The organism is Streptomyces sp. MAR4 CNX-425, from assembly GCF_048656465.1.
Taxonomy (GTDB): domain Bacteria; phylum Actinomycetota; class Actinomycetes; order Streptomycetales; family Streptomycetaceae; genus Streptomyces.
Genome location: NZ_JBMDLF010000004.1, coordinates 244,646 through 264,206, shown reverse-complemented (window position 1 = coordinate 264,206; position 19,561 = coordinate 244,646). Strand labels below are relative to the sequence as shown.

At 71.7% G+C, this 19,561-nt stretch carries 13 protein-coding genes; 9 read left to right on the top strand and 4 right to left on the bottom strand.

Translation table 11 applies throughout. The features are described from left to right. Positions 1-399 precede the first annotated feature (399 nt). From ACHZ99_RS14185 to ACHZ99_RS14175, 3 genes are read right to left on the bottom strand one after another with little or no spacing between them, the layout of a single operon-like run. Positions 400-3,237 (bottom strand): AfsR/SARP family transcriptional regulator, encoded by a 2,838-nt coding sequence (locus tag ACHZ99_RS14185; RefSeq protein WP_420304895.1) that lies wholly within the window; start codon positions 3,235-3,237, stop codon positions 400-402. 59 nt (positions 3,238-3,296) lie between these two features. After that, the gene (locus ACHZ99_RS14180) at positions 3,297-3,965 is read right to left on the bottom strand and encodes a LuxR C-terminal-related transcriptional regulator (RefSeq protein WP_420304894.1); all 669 of its coding nucleotides are present in this window, start codon (positions 3,963-3,965) and stop codon (positions 3,297-3,299) included. Continuing rightward, positions 3,929-5,248: a sensor histidine kinase gene (locus ACHZ99_RS14175; RefSeq protein ID WP_420304893.1), complete on the bottom strand. Its 1,320-nt coding sequence runs from the start codon at positions 5,246-5,248 to the stop codon at positions 3,929-3,931. The genes ACHZ99_RS14180 and ACHZ99_RS14175 overlap by 37 nt, the downstream gene beginning before the upstream one ends. Before the next feature lie 208 nt (positions 5,249-5,456). Between ACHZ99_RS14175 and ACHZ99_RS14170 the strand changes: the two genes are divergently transcribed. After that, complete coding sequence (locus ACHZ99_RS14170) at positions 5,457-7,403, top strand: serine hydrolase domain-containing protein (protein WP_420304892.1); 1,947 nt, start codon at positions 5,457-5,459, stop codon at positions 7,401-7,403. An 87-nt stretch (positions 7,404-7,490) separates the two neighbouring features. After that, the gene (locus ACHZ99_RS14165; RefSeq protein ID WP_420304891.1) at positions 7,491-11,108 is read left to right on the top strand and encodes a protein kinase domain-containing protein; all 3,618 of its coding nucleotides are present in this window, start codon (positions 7,491-7,493) and stop codon (positions 11,106-11,108) included. Positions 11,109-11,259: 151 nt separating this feature from the next. Here ACHZ99_RS14165 and ACHZ99_RS14160 read toward each other — a convergent pair whose 3' ends face one another. Next, on the bottom strand, positions 11,260-11,955 hold the full coding sequence (locus ACHZ99_RS14160; protein WP_420304890.1) for a 2OG-Fe(II) oxygenase: 696 nt from the start codon (positions 11,953-11,955) through the stop codon (positions 11,260-11,262). A 173-nt stretch (positions 11,956-12,128) separates the two neighbouring features. Between ACHZ99_RS14160 and ACHZ99_RS14155 the strand changes: the two genes are divergently transcribed. From ACHZ99_RS14155 to ACHZ99_RS14125, 7 genes are all read left to right on the top strand, one after another. Next, the gene (locus ACHZ99_RS14155; RefSeq protein ID WP_420304889.1) at positions 12,129-13,421 is read left to right on the top strand and encodes a YcaO-like family protein; all 1,293 of its coding nucleotides are present in this window, start codon (positions 12,129-12,131) and stop codon (positions 13,419-13,421) included. Then, complete coding sequence (locus ACHZ99_RS14150) at positions 13,400-14,104, top strand: TOMM precursor leader peptide-binding protein (protein ID WP_420304888.1); 705 nt, start codon at positions 13,400-13,402, stop codon at positions 14,102-14,104. Before ACHZ99_RS14155 ends, ACHZ99_RS14150 begins: the two co-directional genes overlap by 22 nt. After that, positions 14,101-15,756: a nitroreductase family protein gene (locus tag ACHZ99_RS14145; RefSeq protein ID WP_420304887.1), complete on the top strand. Its 1,656-nt coding sequence runs from the start codon at positions 14,101-14,103 to the stop codon at positions 15,754-15,756. Before ACHZ99_RS14150 ends, ACHZ99_RS14145 begins: the two co-directional genes overlap by 4 nt. After that, entirely contained in the window at positions 15,753-16,403 is a 651-nt protein-coding gene (locus ACHZ99_RS14140) for a nitroreductase family protein (RefSeq protein WP_420304886.1), read from the top strand. Before ACHZ99_RS14145 ends, ACHZ99_RS14140 begins: the two co-directional genes overlap by 4 nt. Then, entirely contained in the window at positions 16,400-17,341 is a 942-nt protein-coding gene (locus ACHZ99_RS14135) for a sulfotransferase family protein (protein ID WP_420304885.1), read from the top strand. The genes ACHZ99_RS14140 and ACHZ99_RS14135 overlap by 4 nt, the downstream gene beginning before the upstream one ends. Positions 17,342-17,435: 94 nt before the next feature. Next, entirely contained in the window at positions 17,436-17,621 is a 186-nt protein-coding gene (locus tag ACHZ99_RS14130; RefSeq protein WP_420304884.1) for a hypothetical protein, read from the top strand. An 85-nt stretch (positions 17,622-17,706) separates the two neighbouring features. Next, positions 17,707-19,560: a carbamoyltransferase gene (locus ACHZ99_RS14125; protein ID WP_420304883.1), complete on the top strand. Its 1,854-nt coding sequence runs from the start codon at positions 17,707-17,709 to the stop codon at positions 19,558-19,560. Position 19,561: the final 1 nt, after the last annotated feature.

The following is a 19,561-nucleotide window of genomic DNA, read 5'->3' as shown; positions in this document are numbered from 1 at the left end:
GCGACGGGAGGCTACAGGGCGCAGAACTCCGGTCGTCTCTCGTGACGTGCGGAGCAATGGCCAGCGGTCCCCAGCATTCTGCGATCCGCCGCTTGCACTGAGCTGACACGATGCTGAACCGAGGGAGCGGGGAAATGCTCACCGAGGTCACGGGCAGTGCGGTCGTCGCCCTTCCAGGGCTGCCGCACCGGCTTGCCGGAGAAGCTGCGGAACAGGTGTATGCCGATCGTCCGGGGGTCGGTCGCGCGTACGCGGCCGTCGTAGTCTCGGCGCAGGCAGCTGCGGTGCGACGGTGGATCCGCCTCCTCGATCGCATGTCACAGCCGGGTGGCACAGGTGTGGAGCGGGGCGCGCGGATGCCGCGGGGGCCTCTCGCTCCCTGCGTGCCGGACGATCCCGCTACGGCTGGCTTCGCCGGCCCGACGGGCCGAGCTGGTTCTCCAGCTCGTCAAGGCGCTCGCGGACTTCGTCCGCCTCGTGCCGGGCGAACTCGTCCAGCATGCTCAATGCGCGTCGCAGGCTGCTGCGGGCCAGGTCGGGCCGGCCGGCCGCCAACTGGGCGTCGGCGAGCTGCGGCAGGGTCTCGGCGTCGTACACGCGCTCCTGGCCCCGCCGCAGCGTGAGCGCCTGCTCGTAGCAGACGATCGCCTGCTCCGGCCGGCCCAGGCTGCGGTGGAGGTAACCGAGGCTGTCCAGAGCCGCCGCCTCGCCGAGGCAGTCGCCGACGCGGCGCAACATCGCCACGGCGTCCGTGCAGTGGCGTCGAGCGGTCTCGTAGTCGCCGAGCTGGGCGGAGTACCAGCCGACGTTGTTGAGCGCCATGGCCTCGCCCGGACGGTGTCCCGCCTCCCGGCTGTGGGTCAGGGAGCGCAGGCTGTGGTCGAGCGCGGACTCCGGATCACCCCGCTGGCCTTCGAGCACCGAGAGCTGGGTGTGCACGATCGCCTGTCCGAGGTGGTCCGTGAGCTCGTGGTACATGTCGCGGGCGTCGCCCAGGTGGGCGTGCGCGTCGTCGAACCGGCCGAGACGCGCGTACGCCTGCCCGAGTCCGAACTGGCAGTAGGCCCGCGCCGCGGGGTCGGAAAGCCGCACGGCGGCCGTCAGCGCCACCCTGTGCACCTCTGCCTGCGTGTTGAAGTATCCGCACCTGTAGAGGAAGGTGCGCACCGCCTGGGCGAGTTGCCAGCACGGCGCGTCGAACCCATGGTGGGCCGCCTCGTGAACGGCCGCGACAAGTGACCGGTGCTCGTTGTGGAGCCAGTCCATCGCCGCACGGGGGTCATCGAAGTCGACGCTGACGGCCCCGGGCGTGTCGGAGGCCGCTTCGAGCGGCAGCTGATGGCTGAGGTTCGTCTGCCGTTCGGCGGCGCGGGCCGTGTGCAGGTAGTGGGAGAGCATGCGGTGCGACGCCCGGTGGCGCTCCGCCGGCGGGGTCCGGGCGTGGGCCAGCTCTCTGGCGTAGGCCCACGTCAGATCGTGCCACGTGTACCGGTCCGCCGACACCGCGGTCACCAGGTGGGCCTGGACCAGCTCCGCGAGCAGCTTCCTGGTGGCGGCCGTGGACACGCCGAGGAGGGAGGCGGCCGCGGCGACGGTGAACTCGGGTGTCGGATGCAGACCCAGCAGGCGGAAAAGGCCCGCGCTCTCGGCGCTGAGGGCGGCGTAGGACCAGGAGAACGCGCTGCGCAGGTCGGCGCGGGAGTCCTCACTGCTGAACGCGTCGAGGCGGCGGCCCGCCTCGTCCATTTCGGGCAGCAGCTCGGAGAGCGTGAGGTGGGGTCGCGTCACGGCGTGCGCGGTGACCATCGCCAGAGCGAGCGGCAACCCCCCGCACAACGAGACGAGCTTCCCGACCGCGTCCTCCTCGTCCGTGACCCGCCTGTGCCCGAGCCGTACGGCCATGACCTGACGCGCTTCCTGGGCGGTGAGCGGTTCCACGGCCAGGGGACGGGCACCGTCCTTCGCCACCAGGGAGGTGAGTTCATGACGGGTCGTCACCAGCACGACGCAGCCGGGAGAGCCGGGGAGCAGTGGCCTGACCTGGTCGGCGTCGCGGGCGTTGTCGAGGAGCAGCAGGATCCGCCGGTCCGCCAGCAGGCTGCGGAACATTCCGACGCGCCCGTCCTCCGAGGCCGGTATTCGGACCTGGGGGACCCCGAGCGCCTCGATGAGCGTCCTCAGGGCGTCCGCTGCCGGGACCGGGGTGCCGTGCGGCCCGAACCCGCGCAGGTCGAGGTAGAGCTGTCCGCCGGGGAACAGGTCGCGGTTACGGTGTGCCCAGTGCACGGCCAGGGCCGTCTTGCCCACGCCGGCAAGTCCGGTGATCACACCGATGCCCGGCGCGGCGGTCCGATCCCGTTCGTGGCCCGGCCGCACCAGGGCGTCGAGCCAGCCGTGCTCCCGCTGTCTCCCGCTGTAGTACGCGTTGTCCGGGGGCAGCTGCCGGGGCGCCCGGTCCGGGGACAGCCTGCCCGCGGCGGGCGCCTCCCGCCGTACCGGGGCGGTCCCCTCGTGGCGCAGCGCCTTCTCATGCGCGCGCTGCAGGGCATCGCCCGGCTCGACACCGAGCTCTTCCACCAGAGCCTGCCGGGTTCTCCGGAAGAGGACGAGTGCCTCCGCTCGCCTGCCCGACGCGTGCAGGGAGGTGAGGAGTGCCGCCGCGAGCCCTTCACGCAGGGGGTTCACCAGGTGCAGCGGCGTCAACCGGGCCACCGCCTTCTCGGGATGGCCGGTCTCCCTCTCCAGCCGGGCGAGTTCCTCGACGGCGTCGAGATACTCGTCTTCGAGGTTCTGGGCGACGGTCTCGGTCAGCCAGGTCCCGGCGACGCCCGCGAGGACGGGGCCGCGCCGTTCGCTGAGCGCCCGCGTCAACATGTCCCGGGCCACGGAGGGTTCGGCCGTCGAGGCATCGTGCACCAGGCTACGGAACCGGAAGAGGTCGACGCGGTCGGGAAGCAGATCGATGGAGTAGCCGGAAGCCGACGATGCCAGCCGGACCGGTGCCGACCCGAGGAGCCGGCGCAGCCTGGAGACCTGTACCTGCACACAGTTCCGGGCCGAGGACGGCGGTTCACCGCCCCACAGGGCGAGGCTCATCCGTTCCACGGGCACGCAGCGACCGTGCTCAAGCAGGAGCAGTGCGAGCACCGTCCGTTGCTGCGCGGTGGCGGGGCCCAGCGGCTGCCCCTTCCGCCACACCCCGACGGTATCCAGCAATCGGAAACTCAACTCGTCCATGTGACGCTCCACCGGCTGGTCTGGGCTTTCTGCTGTCCGGCGGGCGCCTGCGCGCGCGCCTACTCGACGGTGCCCGCGGCGTCCTTGAGGTACGTCAGCACGGCGCGCACCCGGCGGTTGTCGTCGTCCGAGATGGGCAGGTCGAGCTTGTTGAAGATGTTCGAGGTGTGCTTGATGACCGCCCGCTCGGTGATCACCAGCCGTTGCGCGATCGCGGCGTTGGACCGGCCCTCGGCCATCACTTCGAGAACCTCCAGCTCCCGGGCGGTCAGCCGGGCGACGGTGCTCTCGCGCGCCGTGGTGCTGCCGCTGAACAGCCGCGAGATGACCTCCGGATCCATCGCGGTGCCGCCGCGCGCGACGCGGCGCACGCCGTCGATGAAGTCGTCCGGGTCGAACACCCGGTCCTTGAGCATGTAGCCGATGCCGCCGTTTCCGTCGGCAAGCAGTTCCTTGGCGTACAGCTGCTCCACGTACTGCGACAGCACCAGCACCGGCAGTCCGGACAGCTCCCGGCGGGCCCGCAGGGCGGCCTGGAGGCCCTCGTCGGTGAACGTCGGGGGCAGGCGTACGTCCACCACGGCCACGTCGGGACGCTCATCGACGAGAGCTCTGAGCAGGTCCGGACCGTTGTCCACCGCCGCGGCGATCTCGAAGTCGTACGCCTGGAGCATCCGGATCAGGCCGTCCCTCAGGAGGAACTGGTCTTCGGCAAGGACAACACGCAAGGCAGCTCCATGGTGAGTGTCGTCGGGCCACCGGCCGGGCTGGCGAGAGCCAGAGTGCCGTCGAAGGTAGCAAGCCGCCGCTCCATGCCGCGCAGCCCTGTGCCCTGCGCCGGGTCCGCGCCACCGGCGCCGTCGTCGCTCACCCGGGCGCGCAGCGCGCCCTCGGAGTACCAGACGTCCACCGTGGCGTTGCGGGAGGAACCGTGCTTGGCCGCGTTGGTCAGTGCCTCGGAGATGGCGAAGTACATCGCGGACTCCACGGGCGCCTCAGGCCGGCTCGGCAGCTCCGCGTTCACCTCCACCTGAAGCGGGCTGTCCAGCCCCAGGGCCCGTACGGCGTCGGCCAGGCCGCGGTCGGCCAGCACCGGCGGGTGGATGCCCCGGACCAGGTCGCGCAGTTCGTTCAGCGCCTTCGCGGAGGCGGTGCGGGTGTCGACCAGGATCGTGCGGGCGGCCTCCGGGTCCTTGCTGAGCAGCCGCTCGGCGACGCCCAGGTTCATGCCCATCGCGACCAGCCGGGCCTGCGCGCCGTCGTGCAGGTCCCGTTCGATCCGGCGCAGCTCGGCGGCGCTGGTGTTCACGGCGTCGCTGCGGGTGGCGGTGAGATGGTGCACCTTGCGCGCCATCTCGGTGGGAGCGAGCAGGACGTACGCGAACCGTGCGTGGACCCGCAGCATGGCCGGGCCCGTCAGGTAGCCCACGAGAATGAGGGGGACGCCCAGCACGGCGGCGGTCAGTGCGGTGCCGCTGTTGTTGACGTGCACCATCATGTACCAGTTGTTGCCGCCCGCGTCCGCGATCGGCTCCCACAAAAAGGGCATGAGGACGCCGAGGACGCCGTAGGCGAAGAAGGTCAGTGGCAGCACCAGGATCAGCACGCCCGCCACCGGGTTCACCAGCATCCACAGCAGGTCGCGCCAGGTGGCCGGGTCGCTCAGGATGCCCATGGTGCGCTGGAACCGGCCCTTCGCGCCGGGCTCGGTGTCCCGGGCGGGGAGGTACGGGTCACCGATCTCGACGCCCGACCAGTCCCGGGCGCGGCGCCGCTGGACGTTCATCACCCCACGTGCGGCGATCGCGACGGCGGGCACGAGGAAGATGCCGAGGCCGACTCCCAGCAGGGAGACGGCGGCCACCAGGATGCCGAAGAGCAGTACCTCGACCGGCGCGAGCGCGAGGAGCGCGAGCGTACGGCCCAGCGCCCGCAAGGCGTGGGCGGGCCGCAGGCCCTCTTTCCGGCCGCCCCCGCGGCCGCGCTCCTTGTCGGCGCTGACGATGCTCATCCCGTGTTCCCCTCATCCGGCGACTGCTTGCCGCTGTGCACCTGCCAGTCTGCGGACGGGGACGAGGTTTCTCACTGGACCTCAGTGGCGTCTCCCGGGGTGTAGCCAGGTACCCCCCTGACACTACCGAGGGCCATGGTGAGGACGGTCCGCGCGGAGTTGACTCGCTGTCGTCGATCTTCCTGAGCGCGGCCGAAGGAGCCAACAGATGACAGCCCGACGGGCCCTTGCCCCGATGACCCTGGTCCTCGGAATCGTCCTGGTGCTGCTGGGTGGAGACGCCCCGGTCTTCGCGACGCCGGCGCACCAGGCGTCGCTCCAACGGGCGCCGAACGCCCCGTCCGGCCCGGACGGGCTGGGCGTGCGTCTGGACGGGCTGCTGAAGCGGCAACTGCACGAATACGACATCCCCGGCGCCGCCGTGTCCGTGGTGTCCGGCGACAGGCAGCTGATGGCGAGGGGTTACGGCGTGCCGGACGCGGACCACGAGAGCCGGCGGGTGGAACCGGACCGTACGGGCTTCTTCATGGGCTCGGTCGCCAAGGTCTTCACCGCGATCACGGTGCTGCAACTCGTCGAGGACGGGAAACTGGACCTGCACACCGACGTCAACGCGTACCTGAAGAGCTTCCAGATCAAGGACACCTACCCGGGCAGACCGGTCACGCCCCACCATCTGCTGACCCACACCGCCGGCTTCGACTTCAGCATTGTCGGCACGGCCAGCGAGGACCCGCAGAGCGCCGAGGACCTTGGCGAGAGCCTGGCGGACAACCAGCCGGACCGGGTCCGCGAGCCCGGTGAAGCTGCGAGCTACGACAACTACGGCGTGGCGCTGGCCGGTTGCCTTGTCGAGCAGATCACCGGGCAGTCCTTCGAGGAGTACGTCGAGCAACGGATCCTCGAACCGCTCGGCATGTCCCGCACCACCTTCGAGCAGCCGCACCCGAAGAGGCTGGAGATCACGCTCTCGCGCGGGCACCGGCCCTCCGGCGGTGGCCAGGAGACCGCGAAGGGGCAGTACGGCGCGTGGACCCCGACCGGGGCCGCCGCCGTCTCCACCGCCACCGACATGGGCCGGCTGATGCGCGGCCTGGTCGACGACGGCCGACCGGCGGACAAGCGGGTGCTCGGCGAAAAGGCCCTGCGGCTCCTTCAGGAGCGCCACTACGGCAACGACGAGCGGCTGCCCGGCATGGCGTACGTCCTGGAGGAGCGCCGGCACGACGGGCACCGCTACCTGGTCAAGGATGGTGACGTTCCGGGCTTCCACACCAACATGGTGCTGTTCCCGGAGGAGAGCCTCGGCGTGTACGTCAGTTACAACGGCGACGGCGACGGCGGCAAAGCCGCCCTGGCCGCCGACGAGGTCGCGGAGCTGGCCGCCGAGCATGTCTACGGGAAGGCCGAGGGCACGCCGAAGGCGACCGTCCTGGAGGACATCGGCCGGTTCGAGGGCAGTTACCGCGCCAACCGCACCAGCCACTCCGACTTCACCCGCGCCTCCGCGCTGACCGGCTCCATCGAGGTCTCGGCCGGCGACGACGGGATCCTGACCACCAACGGCCCGCTCAGCGCCGACCCGGACACCACCGAGCAGAAGTGGCGGCAGATCGAACCGGGGCTGTTCCAGGAGGTCGACGGCGACGCCAGGATCGCCTTCAAGGGCAATCGGCTCGCGGTGAGCACCGATGTCTCGGTCGCCTTCGACAAGGTCGCCTGGTACGAATCGCCCGTGCTGCACATGCAGTTGCTCACCGGCGGGCTCGGCGTGATCGCGCTGTCCATGGTCTGCTGGCCGGCCGTCGCACTCGTGCGCCGCTCCCGTGACCCGCGCCCCGGCCCGCGCGCGGCGCGGCTGCTGGCCTGGGTCAACAGCCTGCTGCTGGGAGGGGTGACGGCCTGCTTCGCGATGCTGGTCGCGGACTCCAACGTGATGAACCAGACGGTGTTCCTGGGCGACTCGCCGCTGCTCACCGCCGTACCGACGCTGCTCACCGCCTCCGGCGTGGCCACCGCGGCGGTGCTCTGCTGCTCGGTGCTGGCCTACCACCGCCGCTGGTGGGGCTGGGCCTCGCGGCTGCACTACGCCCTGACCGGGCTCGCGGCGGTGATCGTCCTGATGCTGGCCGGTAACTACGCGCTGTGGGGCTGACCGGCTCCCGGCAGCCCGGCAACCAAACGGGGCGCCTGTGATGTCCTTGGTTCCGCGCGGTGGGATGAGCGGGTGGGGAGATTCGTGGTGACGAGGACGATGGCGCCGGACGATCCCGAGCGGATCGGCGGGTACTGGCTTGCCGGGCGGCTCGGGGCGGGGGGACAAGGGACGGTCTACGAGGCGTACGACGGGGCCGGCGCGCGTGTCGCTCTGAAGGTGCTGCACCCCGGGGCCCCGGCGCCGGTGCGGGAGCGGTTCGCCCGGGAGGCCGAGGCGGCGCGGGCGGTGCCCACCTTCTGCACCGCGCGGATCCGCGCGGTGTCCGCGGACGAGGGGCAGCCCTTCCTGGTCAGCGACTACATCGCCGGGCCCGCCCTCTCCGCCCGGGTCAGGGGCGACGGCCCGCTGGACGCGGACGCGGTGGAGCGGCTCGCCGTCGGGACAGCGACCGCGCTGGCCGCCATCCACGGCGCCGGGGTCGTCCACCGGGACCTGAAGCCCGGGAACGTCCTGCTCGGCCCCGACGGGCCCCGCATCATCGACTTCGGGATCGCCCGCGCACCCGACATGACCCTCACCGCCACCGGCGGAATGGCGGGCACGCCGGGTTACATGGCTCCCGAGGTTCTCGCCGGGAAGCGGGCGACGGGGGCCGCCGACGTCTTCGCCTGGGGGGCCGTGGTGCTGTTTGCCGCGACCGGGGAGGAGCCGTTCCGGGGTGCCCATGTGGGCGAGGTCGTCCACCGGACGACCGAACTCGACCCCGACCTGTCCGCGCTGCCGGCGGGGGTGCGGTCCCTGGTCGCCGCGGCCCTCGCGAAGAAGCCCCACGAGCGGCCCTCGTCCGTCGAGTTGCTGGCGGCGCTCATGGGGGCGCGGCCGGAGTCCGGGGGTCTGCTGGAGGAAGGGGCCCGGCAGGCGGACTCCGCCGGGAACCGTCCGTTCGGGACCTCGCCCGCCCTGGTGGACCTCACCCTGGGCGAGGCGGCCGAGGCCGCCTACACGGCGCTGCCCGCGTCCGCCCGTACGACCGCCCGCGAAGTGCTGCTCAGGATGGTCGAGCCCTTCGACGACGCGGCGCGGGACACCGTGCGTACCGTGTCGCACGAGGAGCTGTACGCCGAGCGTGCCGAAGGGGAGGACGCCGCGGTACGGGCCTGCGTCGAGACGTTCGCCGCGGCCGGCGTGCTGCGGACGGCCGACGACGGCTCCACCGCACCGGTCAGCGCCGCCCTGCTGCCCGCGTGGCAGCGACTGCGGACGTGGGTGGCCGAGGACCGGGACAACCTCCGTACGCACCGCGCGCTCGGCCGTGATCTCCGTACCTGGCTGGCGCACGGGGAGCGGGACGAGGATCTGCCGCAGGGCAGCGGCCTCCGGCTCTATCTGGACTGGGCCGCGCGCACACCGGTGTGGATCCGGCCCGGCCCGCGGGAGGTGCGGTTCCTCGACACCGCCCGCGCCCGCTCCGTGCGGACGGTGCGGATGCGGCGGCGGCTCGTCACGGCGGCCTCGGTGTTCGTCGCCATGGCCCTGATCGCGGCGGGGATCTTCTGGCAGCAGGCCCGGCAGGCGTCGCACCAGCGGGACGAGGACATCGCCGTGGCCACGGTACGAGCGGCGCGCGAACTCAGCGGGAGCGCACCGGACACCTCCCGGCTCCTCGGCCTGGCCGCCTGGCGGATCGCCGACACCGCTGCCTCCCGCGAGGAGCTCCTCTCCGCCGCGGTGCGCCGGGAGGCGGAAATGTTCACGCTGCCCGACGACGGGTACGCCGGCACCGCGCTGTCCGCCGACGGGCGCGTACTGACGTGGGATTCCGGCTTCTGGGACCTGAGCGCGAGCGGCCGTGGCGGGCGGAGGCCCGTGCAGGTCGACCGCAGCGTGGCCGCCGGGGCCGGCGATCCGCTGCTGAGCCCCGACGGGCGCACCGCGCTGATCGGGGTGGTGGGCGAGGACGGCCACACCCGGATCTCGACCCGGACGGGAAAACCGGTCGGAAAACCGGTCGGAGGGCCGGTCGGTGACCTCGCGGAGGCCGAAGAAGCCGAACCGATCGCACTGTCGAACAAGGGGGACTTACTGCTGGTGTCGGACGGTCCGGACGCGGTGGTGGACGCCGAAGGGACGGTGATCACCACCGGGGAGCGGCTCATGGCGCTGTCCGCGGACGGCCGGTACGTCGCCGGCTGTGAGGCGGGGGACGTCGTGGTGCGGCCGGTGGGTGGCGACACGTCGCAGGGCGTCGCCATGGAGCAGCCGTGCCCGGGAGAGGACGGGGCCGTCCGGTTCGATCCCAGCGGGCGGTACGTGCTCCTCTCGGGAGGGTCACCGGACGAATCCACCGGAGTCGTCGAGGGGGACTCCGTCGTCGACGCCCGTACGGGGGCGTCGATCCACCCCACGACGTTGCAGGGTTACCACGGGCTGTCGTTCAGTTCGCGGGGCAACTACGTCATCGGGCAGGACCAGGACAACGGGCTGGTGGTGCTGTCGTCCGGCAGCAGGCTCGCCGTCGTCTTCGAAACCACGGAACCGGGCGCCGTGACCGGGCCCATGGCCCTGGACGAGGAGACCGGAACCCTCACCTATCTGCTGCCGGAGCTGCGGGAGGTCCACCGGATCGGCCTGGCGGAGATCCTGGGCGGCGACGGTCCGAAGGCCGCGTCCCCCGGGCCGGATCCGGCGTACCCGGTCGGCTACTCGGACGACGGGCGAACGGTGCTCACGGTGAGCCAGGGGTTCGGCGAGGATCCGGTCCTGCGGGTGATCGACACAGACACGGGCAAGCCGCTCGGGAAGCCGTCGGTGCAGACCGGTTGGGGCCGGACGGAGGGGATCCCTTTCCGTTCCCTGTCCGGCAACGGGCGCTACGTCGCGTACGACACCGTCAGCTATGAAACCCGCGACGGGGCCACCTGGATGCCGTGGATCCTCGACGTGACCACGGGCAGGCGTACGCGCCTGCCCGTACCGCAGCCGGAGAACCACCTGGTGCACGCGATGGTCCTCGCCGCCGACGCGAGCCACCTGTCGATCGTCTGGGATCACGCGGATGCGACTGCCACGAGTGAACCTTTTCTCCAGGTCTTCGACCGGCGCGGAAGGAAGATCCGTGAGTACCGGGGCGCCCGGAACGGCCACCTCTTCCTCCCGGACGGCCTCCACCACCTGACCACCCGCGGGGAACTGCTCGACCTCCGCACCGGCGGCGTCACGAAACTGCCCTTCCCCGACGAGGAGTACGCCGCGATCACCGTGTCTCCGGACGGGCGGACCCTGGCCGCTCTCACTCCGTCAGGTGCTCTCGACCTGTGGGACACGCGGTTACGCGAAAGGACCGAGCGGATCCCCGGCCCGGGATCCGACGGCTCCGGGAAGTCGGCCCCGACCGTCGTCGGACTCCCCACGTTCTCACAGAACGGGCGCAGTCTGGCCGTTCCCCTGGACGAGGGAGTCCAGATCTGGGACGTGCCCGGGCGCGTCCGGCTCGGCACGCCCCTGGACCTCGGCTCCGGCCCGGACGACGTGATCACGTTCCGGGACAACGCCCTGCGCTTCATCGACAACGAGCGCGTACGAACCGTCGACCTCACCCCGGACGCGCTCGCGGCCACCGTCTGCGAGCGCGTCGGCCGCGACATCACCCGGGAGGAGTGGGCGACGTACATACCCGCGGCCGAATACCGCGAGCTCTGCTGACCTGCCACCCCGGCCCGTTCACCTCCTCGCGGCGGTGGTGCGGCCGGTTCCGCGGGTGATCGAAGCCGTAGCCCTGGGCGGCCGTGCGGGACGCCCTCCTACGGTGGTGCCGCCGAGCCCGCCGGGCCGACGACAGGGCGGGGCTGCGACATCAGGCGCCGCCGGGGCGGCACAGCCATCCGTTGACGGCGAAGCGGCTGTCGGCGAGGTCCCTGGACGGGCAGGACACGGGCCGCACTTCGTGCAGGGTCGTGGGGCGGAAGAAGATGATGCTGTCGTGGTCCGGGGGCCACTCCCGGTAGGTGCAGTCCTGCGCCGTCAGGGCGGCTCCGCCGCGGACCGGGGAGGCGGCGTCGTAGATGCGCAGCGCGCCGCCGGTAAAGGGTGCGGGCGTGCGGTGCAGGTAGTAGACGAAGGTCAGGACCTTCTCACCTCCCGGTGCCTTGACCGGCACGCGGTGATTGACGTCCTGGTGGGGGCGGTAGAAGTCCCCGTCGTTGTGCACGTTGAGCGTGTAGCGCGCCCGGGTTCCGCGCAGCGGCACACCGAAGACCTGCTCCAGTTGCTCGTGCAGCGTTTCGAGGACCGTGACCAGCTCACGGACCGCGAAGCGGTGGCGGGTGCGGGAGCGGCGGATCGCGGGGTTGAGTTCGTCGTTGCGGATCCGTGCCGGGGCCAGCTCCTCCTGGGGGATGGCGAGCACGCGCTCCAGGACTCCTCCGGCAGCATCCTCGCCGAGTAGCCGCGGTACGCGGCAGACCTGCGGCGCCAGCTGCCACACGGCCCTGGGAGAAGGCTCCGGCGGCGACGCGCACCGCTGCTCTGCCGCGTCGTCTGTCTGCGTCATTTCCAGCCCTCCAACCTTCGCCCATGTGTCTCGCCATGGCTGAGGTTTGGTGAACCTACGGGTGCACACGGAGGAAATCAAGCGGCGGCCGGCAAAGCGATGGGGTGCGCGATTCGTATCTCATTCGTACGCGTCGGCGCCATGGTGTTCCCTGTCGAAGGAGAGGTGCAGAAGTGACCGAGTTCGCAGATGCTCTGGCAGCGCGGCTTGAGAAACTCGTGTCTCCTTACGGCGTGATTTCCGGGGTGTCGTCGGCGGTGCAGCTACGGGGCTTCGGGAGTTTGTCGCTGGCCGCGGGCCAGGTCGGTGCCGCTCCGGGGATCCAGCAGCCGGAAGAGTTCAACGGATCCGGCCGGGCCATGGGCAGACCGGATCTCGCGCGGCTGATCGCCATCGCGGAGGCGGCGGAGCGCTATTCGGGCGCCGACTTTCTCTGCGAGCTGGACGTGCCGGCCCGAGAAGCTGAACTGGACGGGCCGGTCCTCGATATGACGGCGTTGCCCAGGTGTTCTCCCCGCGAGTACGAAAGCGGGCACTGCCCCGTATCCACTTACCATCCCGAGGAGAGCATCAGATGGCTGCGGGGCCTTGAACTGGTCTCCGGTCATGACATGTGGGTGCCGGCCGTCATGGCACGCTACGGGAGACGCCGGGTACTCGAAGCGGAGGCTTTCTGGCACCGCATCTCCACCGGGTACGCGGTCCACTCCGATCCGGCCGAAGCGGTGCTCCGCGGCCTGTGTGAAGTGGCCGAGCGCGATGCGGCCGCGCTCACCTGGCTGCAGATGCTGCCGCTGCCCCCGGTCCGGTTCCGCAGCCCCGGAGGCGAGTTGGCGACGCTCCTGGAAGCCTGCGCCCGGCAGTTCGTCGAGACGCTCTTCTTCGACGCCACCACCGACGTGGGCGTGCCCACGGTCTGCTGCCTGCAACTGGCCGAGCACGACGAGTGGTGCGCCCAGAGCATGACCGTAGCCACCGGTCGCAGCCTGGCCGATGCGGCAGCGAAGTCGCTCCTGGAGTCGATCACCGGGCGAGCCCTCCACCACCGGCCGGACCGGGACGGGTACTCCCTGATCATGGCGGGGGCGGACGAGCTGGGGGCGCGGGAGCGGCGCCACGCGTTCGGGTTCCTGCTGGAGCACAAGGACGGCTCCGCGCAGGGGGAGCCCCGTCGCCGGGAGGACGGGCCGGTCCTCGCCGAGGACGCGCGGGAGGCGCTGCGGCACCTGGTCGGAGGGTTCGCGGCGCGTGGCCAGCAGGTCGTCGCCGTGGACAGGACCACCAGCGAGCTGCGGGAGGCGGGGCTGACCGCCGTCTGCGTGATCGTCCCGGCGCTCCAGCCGCTGACGTTCCACCGGTACGGACAGTACCGCGCACACCCGCGGCTGTACGCCGCACCCAAGCAGATGGGATTCCCGAGCCGTCCGGAGGAGGAGCTGAACCCGTGGCCAGTGCCGTACGTGTGAGGGGCGTCGGGGGTTTCGGCGAGCGCACCGCTCGCCTGCTCGCGGCGCAGTTGCCGGACGCGGAGACGAGGGGCGAGGCGGATCTCCTGCGTGGGCTCGACGGATCGCCGGGCGGGGTGGTGGTGGTGGCCGCGTGGCGTCCGTTGCCCGGTCTGACAGAGCTGGTCGACGAGTTCGCCTACCGGACCTCGACGTCCTGGCTGCCCGTCGTCATGGAGAACAGCGTCGTACGGGTCGGTCCTCTGGTACGCCCGCCGCAGGGGCCCTGCTTCAGGTGCTACCGGGAGCGGCGCCGGCAGCACGACCGGCAGCAGGCGCTGACGGCGGCCCTGCACACGGCCTACGACGAGCATCCCGACCGCGGCCCCGGCGGCCACCTTCCCCACCACGCCCGGCTGGCCGCCGCGGTCGCGGCCGGTGTCCTCCAAAGGGGGCGGGCGGGCGAGGTGACGGTCATCCGGCTCGGGGCGTGGGGCGTGGATACGTATCACGTCGTGCCGTGGCACGACTGCCCCCGATGCGGCGACTTCGGCGTGGGGCACGACCCGGGGAGCCTGCGGATGGCCTTGGCGGAGGAGGAACGCGGCGGACGACGCGCACGTTCCTTGCCGACCGCGGAGGGCGGCGCTGTTCCCGCTGCCGCCGCGCCGATCGCCCGGCAGGCCGGGGAGGTGCGGCCGTGAGCGATTCCGAACGGCTGCCCGCGCTCTGCCGCGGTCTGGTGGTGGTCACCGCACCGGCGGGAGTGGTGATCGAGGGGGGACCCCATCGCATCCTGCTGGAAGGGGAGGCGGCGAAGGCGTTCGTGCCCCGCCTGCTGCCGTTCCTGGACGGCGAGCACCGTGTGGCCGACGCGTGCGCGCAGCTCTCGGTCGTACCAGCGCGCGTTCGGCAAGCGGTGCGGCTGCTGGACGACTGGGGGGTCATCGAGGGCGGCACCCGCCCGCCGGGCGGGGTGCCGGAGGAAAGCGTGGTCTTCCACTCCCGTCTCCTCGCCCCCACGCGCGGACGCGGTGGCACAGGGGAGCTGCTCCACGAACTCGCCGGTGCGCGGGTGCTGCTCGCGGTCGACGGTGACGAGGAGTTCGCGAGCCGGTTGCGTGAGGACCTCACGGCGAGCGGTGTGGGGGCGGTCGAGACGGCCGGCGACCCGGCGGAAAGCTCCCTGGCGGTCGTCCTCGACGTGCCCGGGCGGCCGGAAGCCCTGGACTCACTCGTGCGGGCCGCCCACTCCGGCGGCGTTCCGGTGCTGCGCATCGCCTTCGCCGAGGACGCGGTGGAGGCGGGGCCCCTGTTCTGTGCCGCGGACTCCGCGTGCGTCGCCTGCTTCCGGCGGGACCACGACGCGGGCGGCATGGTTCTCACGCACGGCGGAACCGGCACGCGGGAGCTGCTGGCGGGGGTGGCGGCCACGGAGGTGCTGGCGGTGCTCGCGGCCACGACCGCGGTGGGCTCGCTGAACACTCTGATGCGGGTCTCCCTTTCCGACTGGGCGACCGAGCATTACCTCTTCGTACCGCACGACGACTGCGGCGTGGAGACGGAGCGGCCGGACGGGCACGACGAGTCCGGCGAGCCCGACGTGCCCGACGAGCAGGCACGGCTCATCGAGGGCTACGAGTGGTACCAGGCCCTGCCACCACCCGGGCTCAACGCGAAGCCACGCCTGCTGGCGCCCGAGAAGCAGCAGCTCGAAGCGCTGCGGCGGCAGCGCCCCCGGCGGATGTCGGTGCCGGCCCGCGGGCTGCCGCCCGAGCCCGACCTGCCCCCGCTGGACGGGGACCGGCCCCCGAAGGGAACGTCGCCCGTGGGGCGCGCCAAGCTGGCCGGTCTCCTCACCTGGGCCGCGGGGTATCGCGGCGCGGGTACCGAGGAGGCCGGAACCCGGCGGTGGGCACCCAGCGGAGGGGGCCTCGGCTCCGTCGAGCTGTACGTGGTGGCGGAGTCCGACCCCTTCGGACTGCCGGGCACGGTTTTCGCGTACGACGACATGGGTCACCGCATGCTCTCCGTCCGGGCGGACGCGGTACCGCTGAAGAGCGCGCTGGGGGCCACCGGACCGAACGCGGCCGACGTGGACGCGGCGATCGTGCTCGTGGCCACGGTCGGGCGGCTGCTGCCGAGGTACGGAAGCTTCTCGTGGCGGCTGGCCCACCTGGATGCCGGATTCACGGCGATGCAACTGGCCGCCGCCGCGCGCGGATACGGGTTGCGCGCTTCCTTCGCGTCGACGTGGGCTGACGATCTGGCGGACGTGTTGCAGCTGGATCCGGCCTCCGAATGCGTCGCGGCAGTGGTGGGCGTGGCGGGAACGGCGCGGGGTGAGGACCTATGACGCTGCTGCGCCTCGCCGACGCGGTGGATCATGTGGACGACGTACGCCGCCGTGCGCCGGCCGCGAGTTCCGCCGCCGGCCGGCCGCAGCCGGCCGAAGGGCCCCCGGACGGCGGCGGCCCGCCACGGCCCCCGGCCCTGGGAGAGATGTTCTCCCGGCGCCGCACGATCCACGAGTTCACCGCGGAACCGGCTGCCGGGGAGCAGCTGCAACCGCTGCTGACCGCCGCCTTCGCGACGCACGGGCTGGTCCGGCCCGCCCCCGCGGGGAAGCCGGAGTACGCCGTCATCGCCGTCCGCCGGTCGGCGGAACGGGACTTCCGGGGCATCTATGCCACGGCGGGGGCGACGGAGCCGCTGGCCGACGAGTCCTGGCTGCCCCTGCTGTCCGACTACTACACCGATGCCGCCGTCCTCTTCCTCGTCTGCGGGTCGGTCCGCGGCGCCCGGGCCGACTACGCCCGGCACCTCGTGGGGGCGGGCGCGCTGGGACACGCCCTGTGGCTGGCCGCGCTGTCGGCGGGGCTGGGCGGCCGCGTCTTCGGCAGGAGCTGCCACCCCGCGACCGTAGCCGCGCGGCGGCAGCGGGCCGACATGCGCCACTTGCTGACCCTGGCCGTAGGCCACGCCGAGGAGGCGCCCCTATGACCGGGCCGTCGCAGGTGCAACCGGGCCGGCCGGAGCGCCGAACGCATCCGGAGCCCGTCTTCGTGCTCGCGCCGCCTCGCTCGTTCTCGACGGTCGCTGTGGCCCTTCTCGCCGGCCACCCGCAGGTGTACGGGTTCCCGGAGCTGCTGGTCTTCGCCAACGCGACGGTGGGCGACCTGGTGGGCGACGGTACGGAGAAGGAGCGGTACCCCGAGAAGTTCCGCAGGGGGCGGATGAGCGGAGTGTGCCGGGCCATAGCCGAGGTCCACGAGGGCGTGCAGACCGAGGACGCCGTCGTCCGCGCGCACACGTGGCTGACCCACCGGGCCGGATGGCCGATGCACCGAGTCCTGGCGCACCTCCTGGAGGCGGTCAGCCCGCTCGTCGGTGCGGAGAAGTCGCCGGACACCGTGGGCACCGAGGCGGCGTTCGCACGGTGCCTGAGCCACTACCCGGACGCCAGGTACCTGCACCTGACGCGCCATCCCGTGACGACACAGCGCTCCATGCACGAACAGCTTCCCGAACCCGCCAACCGCACCGCCCGTGTGGTGGGCGCGGCCACCTCGTGGTACCTGTCGCACAGCCGCATCAGGGACCGGCTGGCCGCTCTGCCCGCCGGCCAATGGATGCGGGTCCGCGGCGAGGACCTGCTGCGCGAGCCCGAGGCGTTGCTGCCCGCCGTTCTCGACTGGCTCGACCTGGACAAGAGCGAGGCCGTGATCGCGCGGATGCTGCGGACGGAAGGATGGCGGTTCACCGGATTCGGCGCCTCTGGACAGCTGTACGGAGGCGACCACACCTTCCTGGCACACCCTCGGCTGCGGCCGGTACCGGACCCCGGCCCGGTGCGCTTCGACCCGGCGTGGGGACTGCCGGAGGAGATGGTGAGACGGATGAGCCGTCTCGCCGCCGAGTTGGGCTACGACGCCGCCTGACCCGGCGGCACCTGATTGTCGATCCGGTACCCGTCACGCCGGGTGGCCGATCGATGCCTGGTAACCAACCGAGAGGCGAGAGGAGGGAGAAGAGATGCCGACCGAGACCGCGGACCTCGAACAGACCACCGGGCAGGCACCGGAGGCCAGTTGGGAGGAGCTCGTCGCCACCGCGCTGCGGGGTGTCGAGGAGAGCCCGGGCTGGACCGACTGCTGGCCCACGAGCCCTTACTGCTGCACCCAGGACTGCCTGGCGTGGGAAGACCCCGGGCCTAAGTAGACCCGGGCGGACCGGGAGCAAGGCGCTGCCACAGCCGGTGGCGGCGCCTTGTCCCCGGGAGACGGAGGAGGTGGAGGAGGGTTTCGTGATTGTCCTCGGATACAACGGCTTCACCAAGGCTGCCGAGTTGTTCCGCCGGCACTACGGCGCCACCGGTGTGGACCGGCATCTGCTGATCGGCCACGACGCGGCGGCGGCGCTGGTCGTCGACGGCGAGCTGGTCGCCGCGGTCGAGGAGGAGCGGCTCAGCCGCGAGAAGAAGACCTCCGATTTCCCGGCCCGGGCGATTGCGTGGTGCCTTGCCCATGCGGGGCTCTCGGTCGAGGAGGTCGACGCCTTCGCCTTTCCCTGGCGCTTCTCCCGGCCGGTCGTCGAGGGGATGATAGAGGAGGTGCTGCGGGCGAGAATGCCCCTGAGCGGCGCGTTCGACCACCTGCGCCGGCTCGGCGAGCTGTACACCGGCATGCTGGGCAAGGAGGCGCTCCACGCGGACTTCGTGGAGCGCACCGGATACGACGTCGACCCCAACCAGCTCGTCCCGGTGCCGCACCACATCGCGCACGCGATGTGCGGCTACCACATGTGCGGCGTCAGGGACGCGGCGTTCCTGGTGAGCGACGGACGCGCCGAGCACGCCTCCGCGATCATGGGAGAGATCCGCGACGGTGTGGTCCGGCAGCTGGACCAGGGAACCGTCGCCATGTCGCACTCCCTCGCCCTCTTCTACGGGAAGGTCACCCGGTACCTGGGATTCGTGCCCAACAGCGACGAATACAAGGTGATGGGGCTGGCCGGCTACGGAGAGCCGCCGAGCCCCAACCTGTTCCTGGAGCGCCTCGTGGAACTCCACGAGGACGGTGGTTACTCGATTTCCGCGCCGGCGGACACGAAGGCGTGCGGCACCTTGTTCGACATGCTCTTCGACGGAAATCCCCATGTGCGGGAGGACTTCGACTACCGGGTGCGGGTGGCGGCCGCCGCGCAGCACCTGGTGGAGACGGTCACGGCCCACCAGACACGGGCACTGGCCGCCGCGACGGGCCTCGACACGCTGGTCTTCGAGGGCGGGCTTGCGCTCAACTGCGTGAGCAACACCAAGATGCTCAACCGCTCGCCGTTCACGGACATGCACGTCAGCTTCGGCGCGAGCGACCCCGGGGTGGCCATCGGCGCCGCGCTCCACGTGGCGGGAGCGCACAGGGGAAGCCGCCGCGGCGGCACGGCGGCGGCGCACTCGCCCTATCTGGGACCCTCGTACGGCAAGGACGACCTCCTGGCCGCGCTGACCGCCCGGCGCGACGAGGTCTCGTGGCGCGAAATCCCCGGCGGCGCGGTCTCGGACGAGGTGGCGAAGCTGCTGCTGGAGAAGAACGTCGTCGGATGGTTTCAGGGAGCCGTCGAGTACGGGCCGCGTGCCCTCGGCAACCGCAGCATTCTGGCGAATCCGCAGCACGCGGACATCAAGGATGTCATCAACGTCCGGGTGAAGCGGCGCGAGCCGTTCCGGCCCTTTGCCCCGGTGGTCCTCGAAGAGGCCGCCCCGTCCGTGTTCGAGATGGGGAAGAAGGCGACGTCCCCGTACATGACCTTCGTCTTCCCGGTGCGGAGGGAATGGCGCGAACGGATCCCGGGGGCCTGCCACGTCGACGGAACGGCGAGGATCCAGACGGTGAACGAACAGCAGAACCCGGAACTCACCCGGCTGCTGCGGTCGTTCGCCGCGCTCACCGGTGTCCCCTGTCTCGTGAACACGTCCTTCAACCTGGCCGGGGAGCCCGTCGTCGCCTCTCCGGAGGACGCGCTCACCTGTTTCCTGCGCACGGAGATCGACTACCTGGTCCTGGGAGACCTCCTCGTCCGGAAGCTCGACTCCCGACGCCGGGCACGCACCGCGGAGGCGGGCGGCCGACCACCCGCGCGGTCGGACAGATCACCGTAAG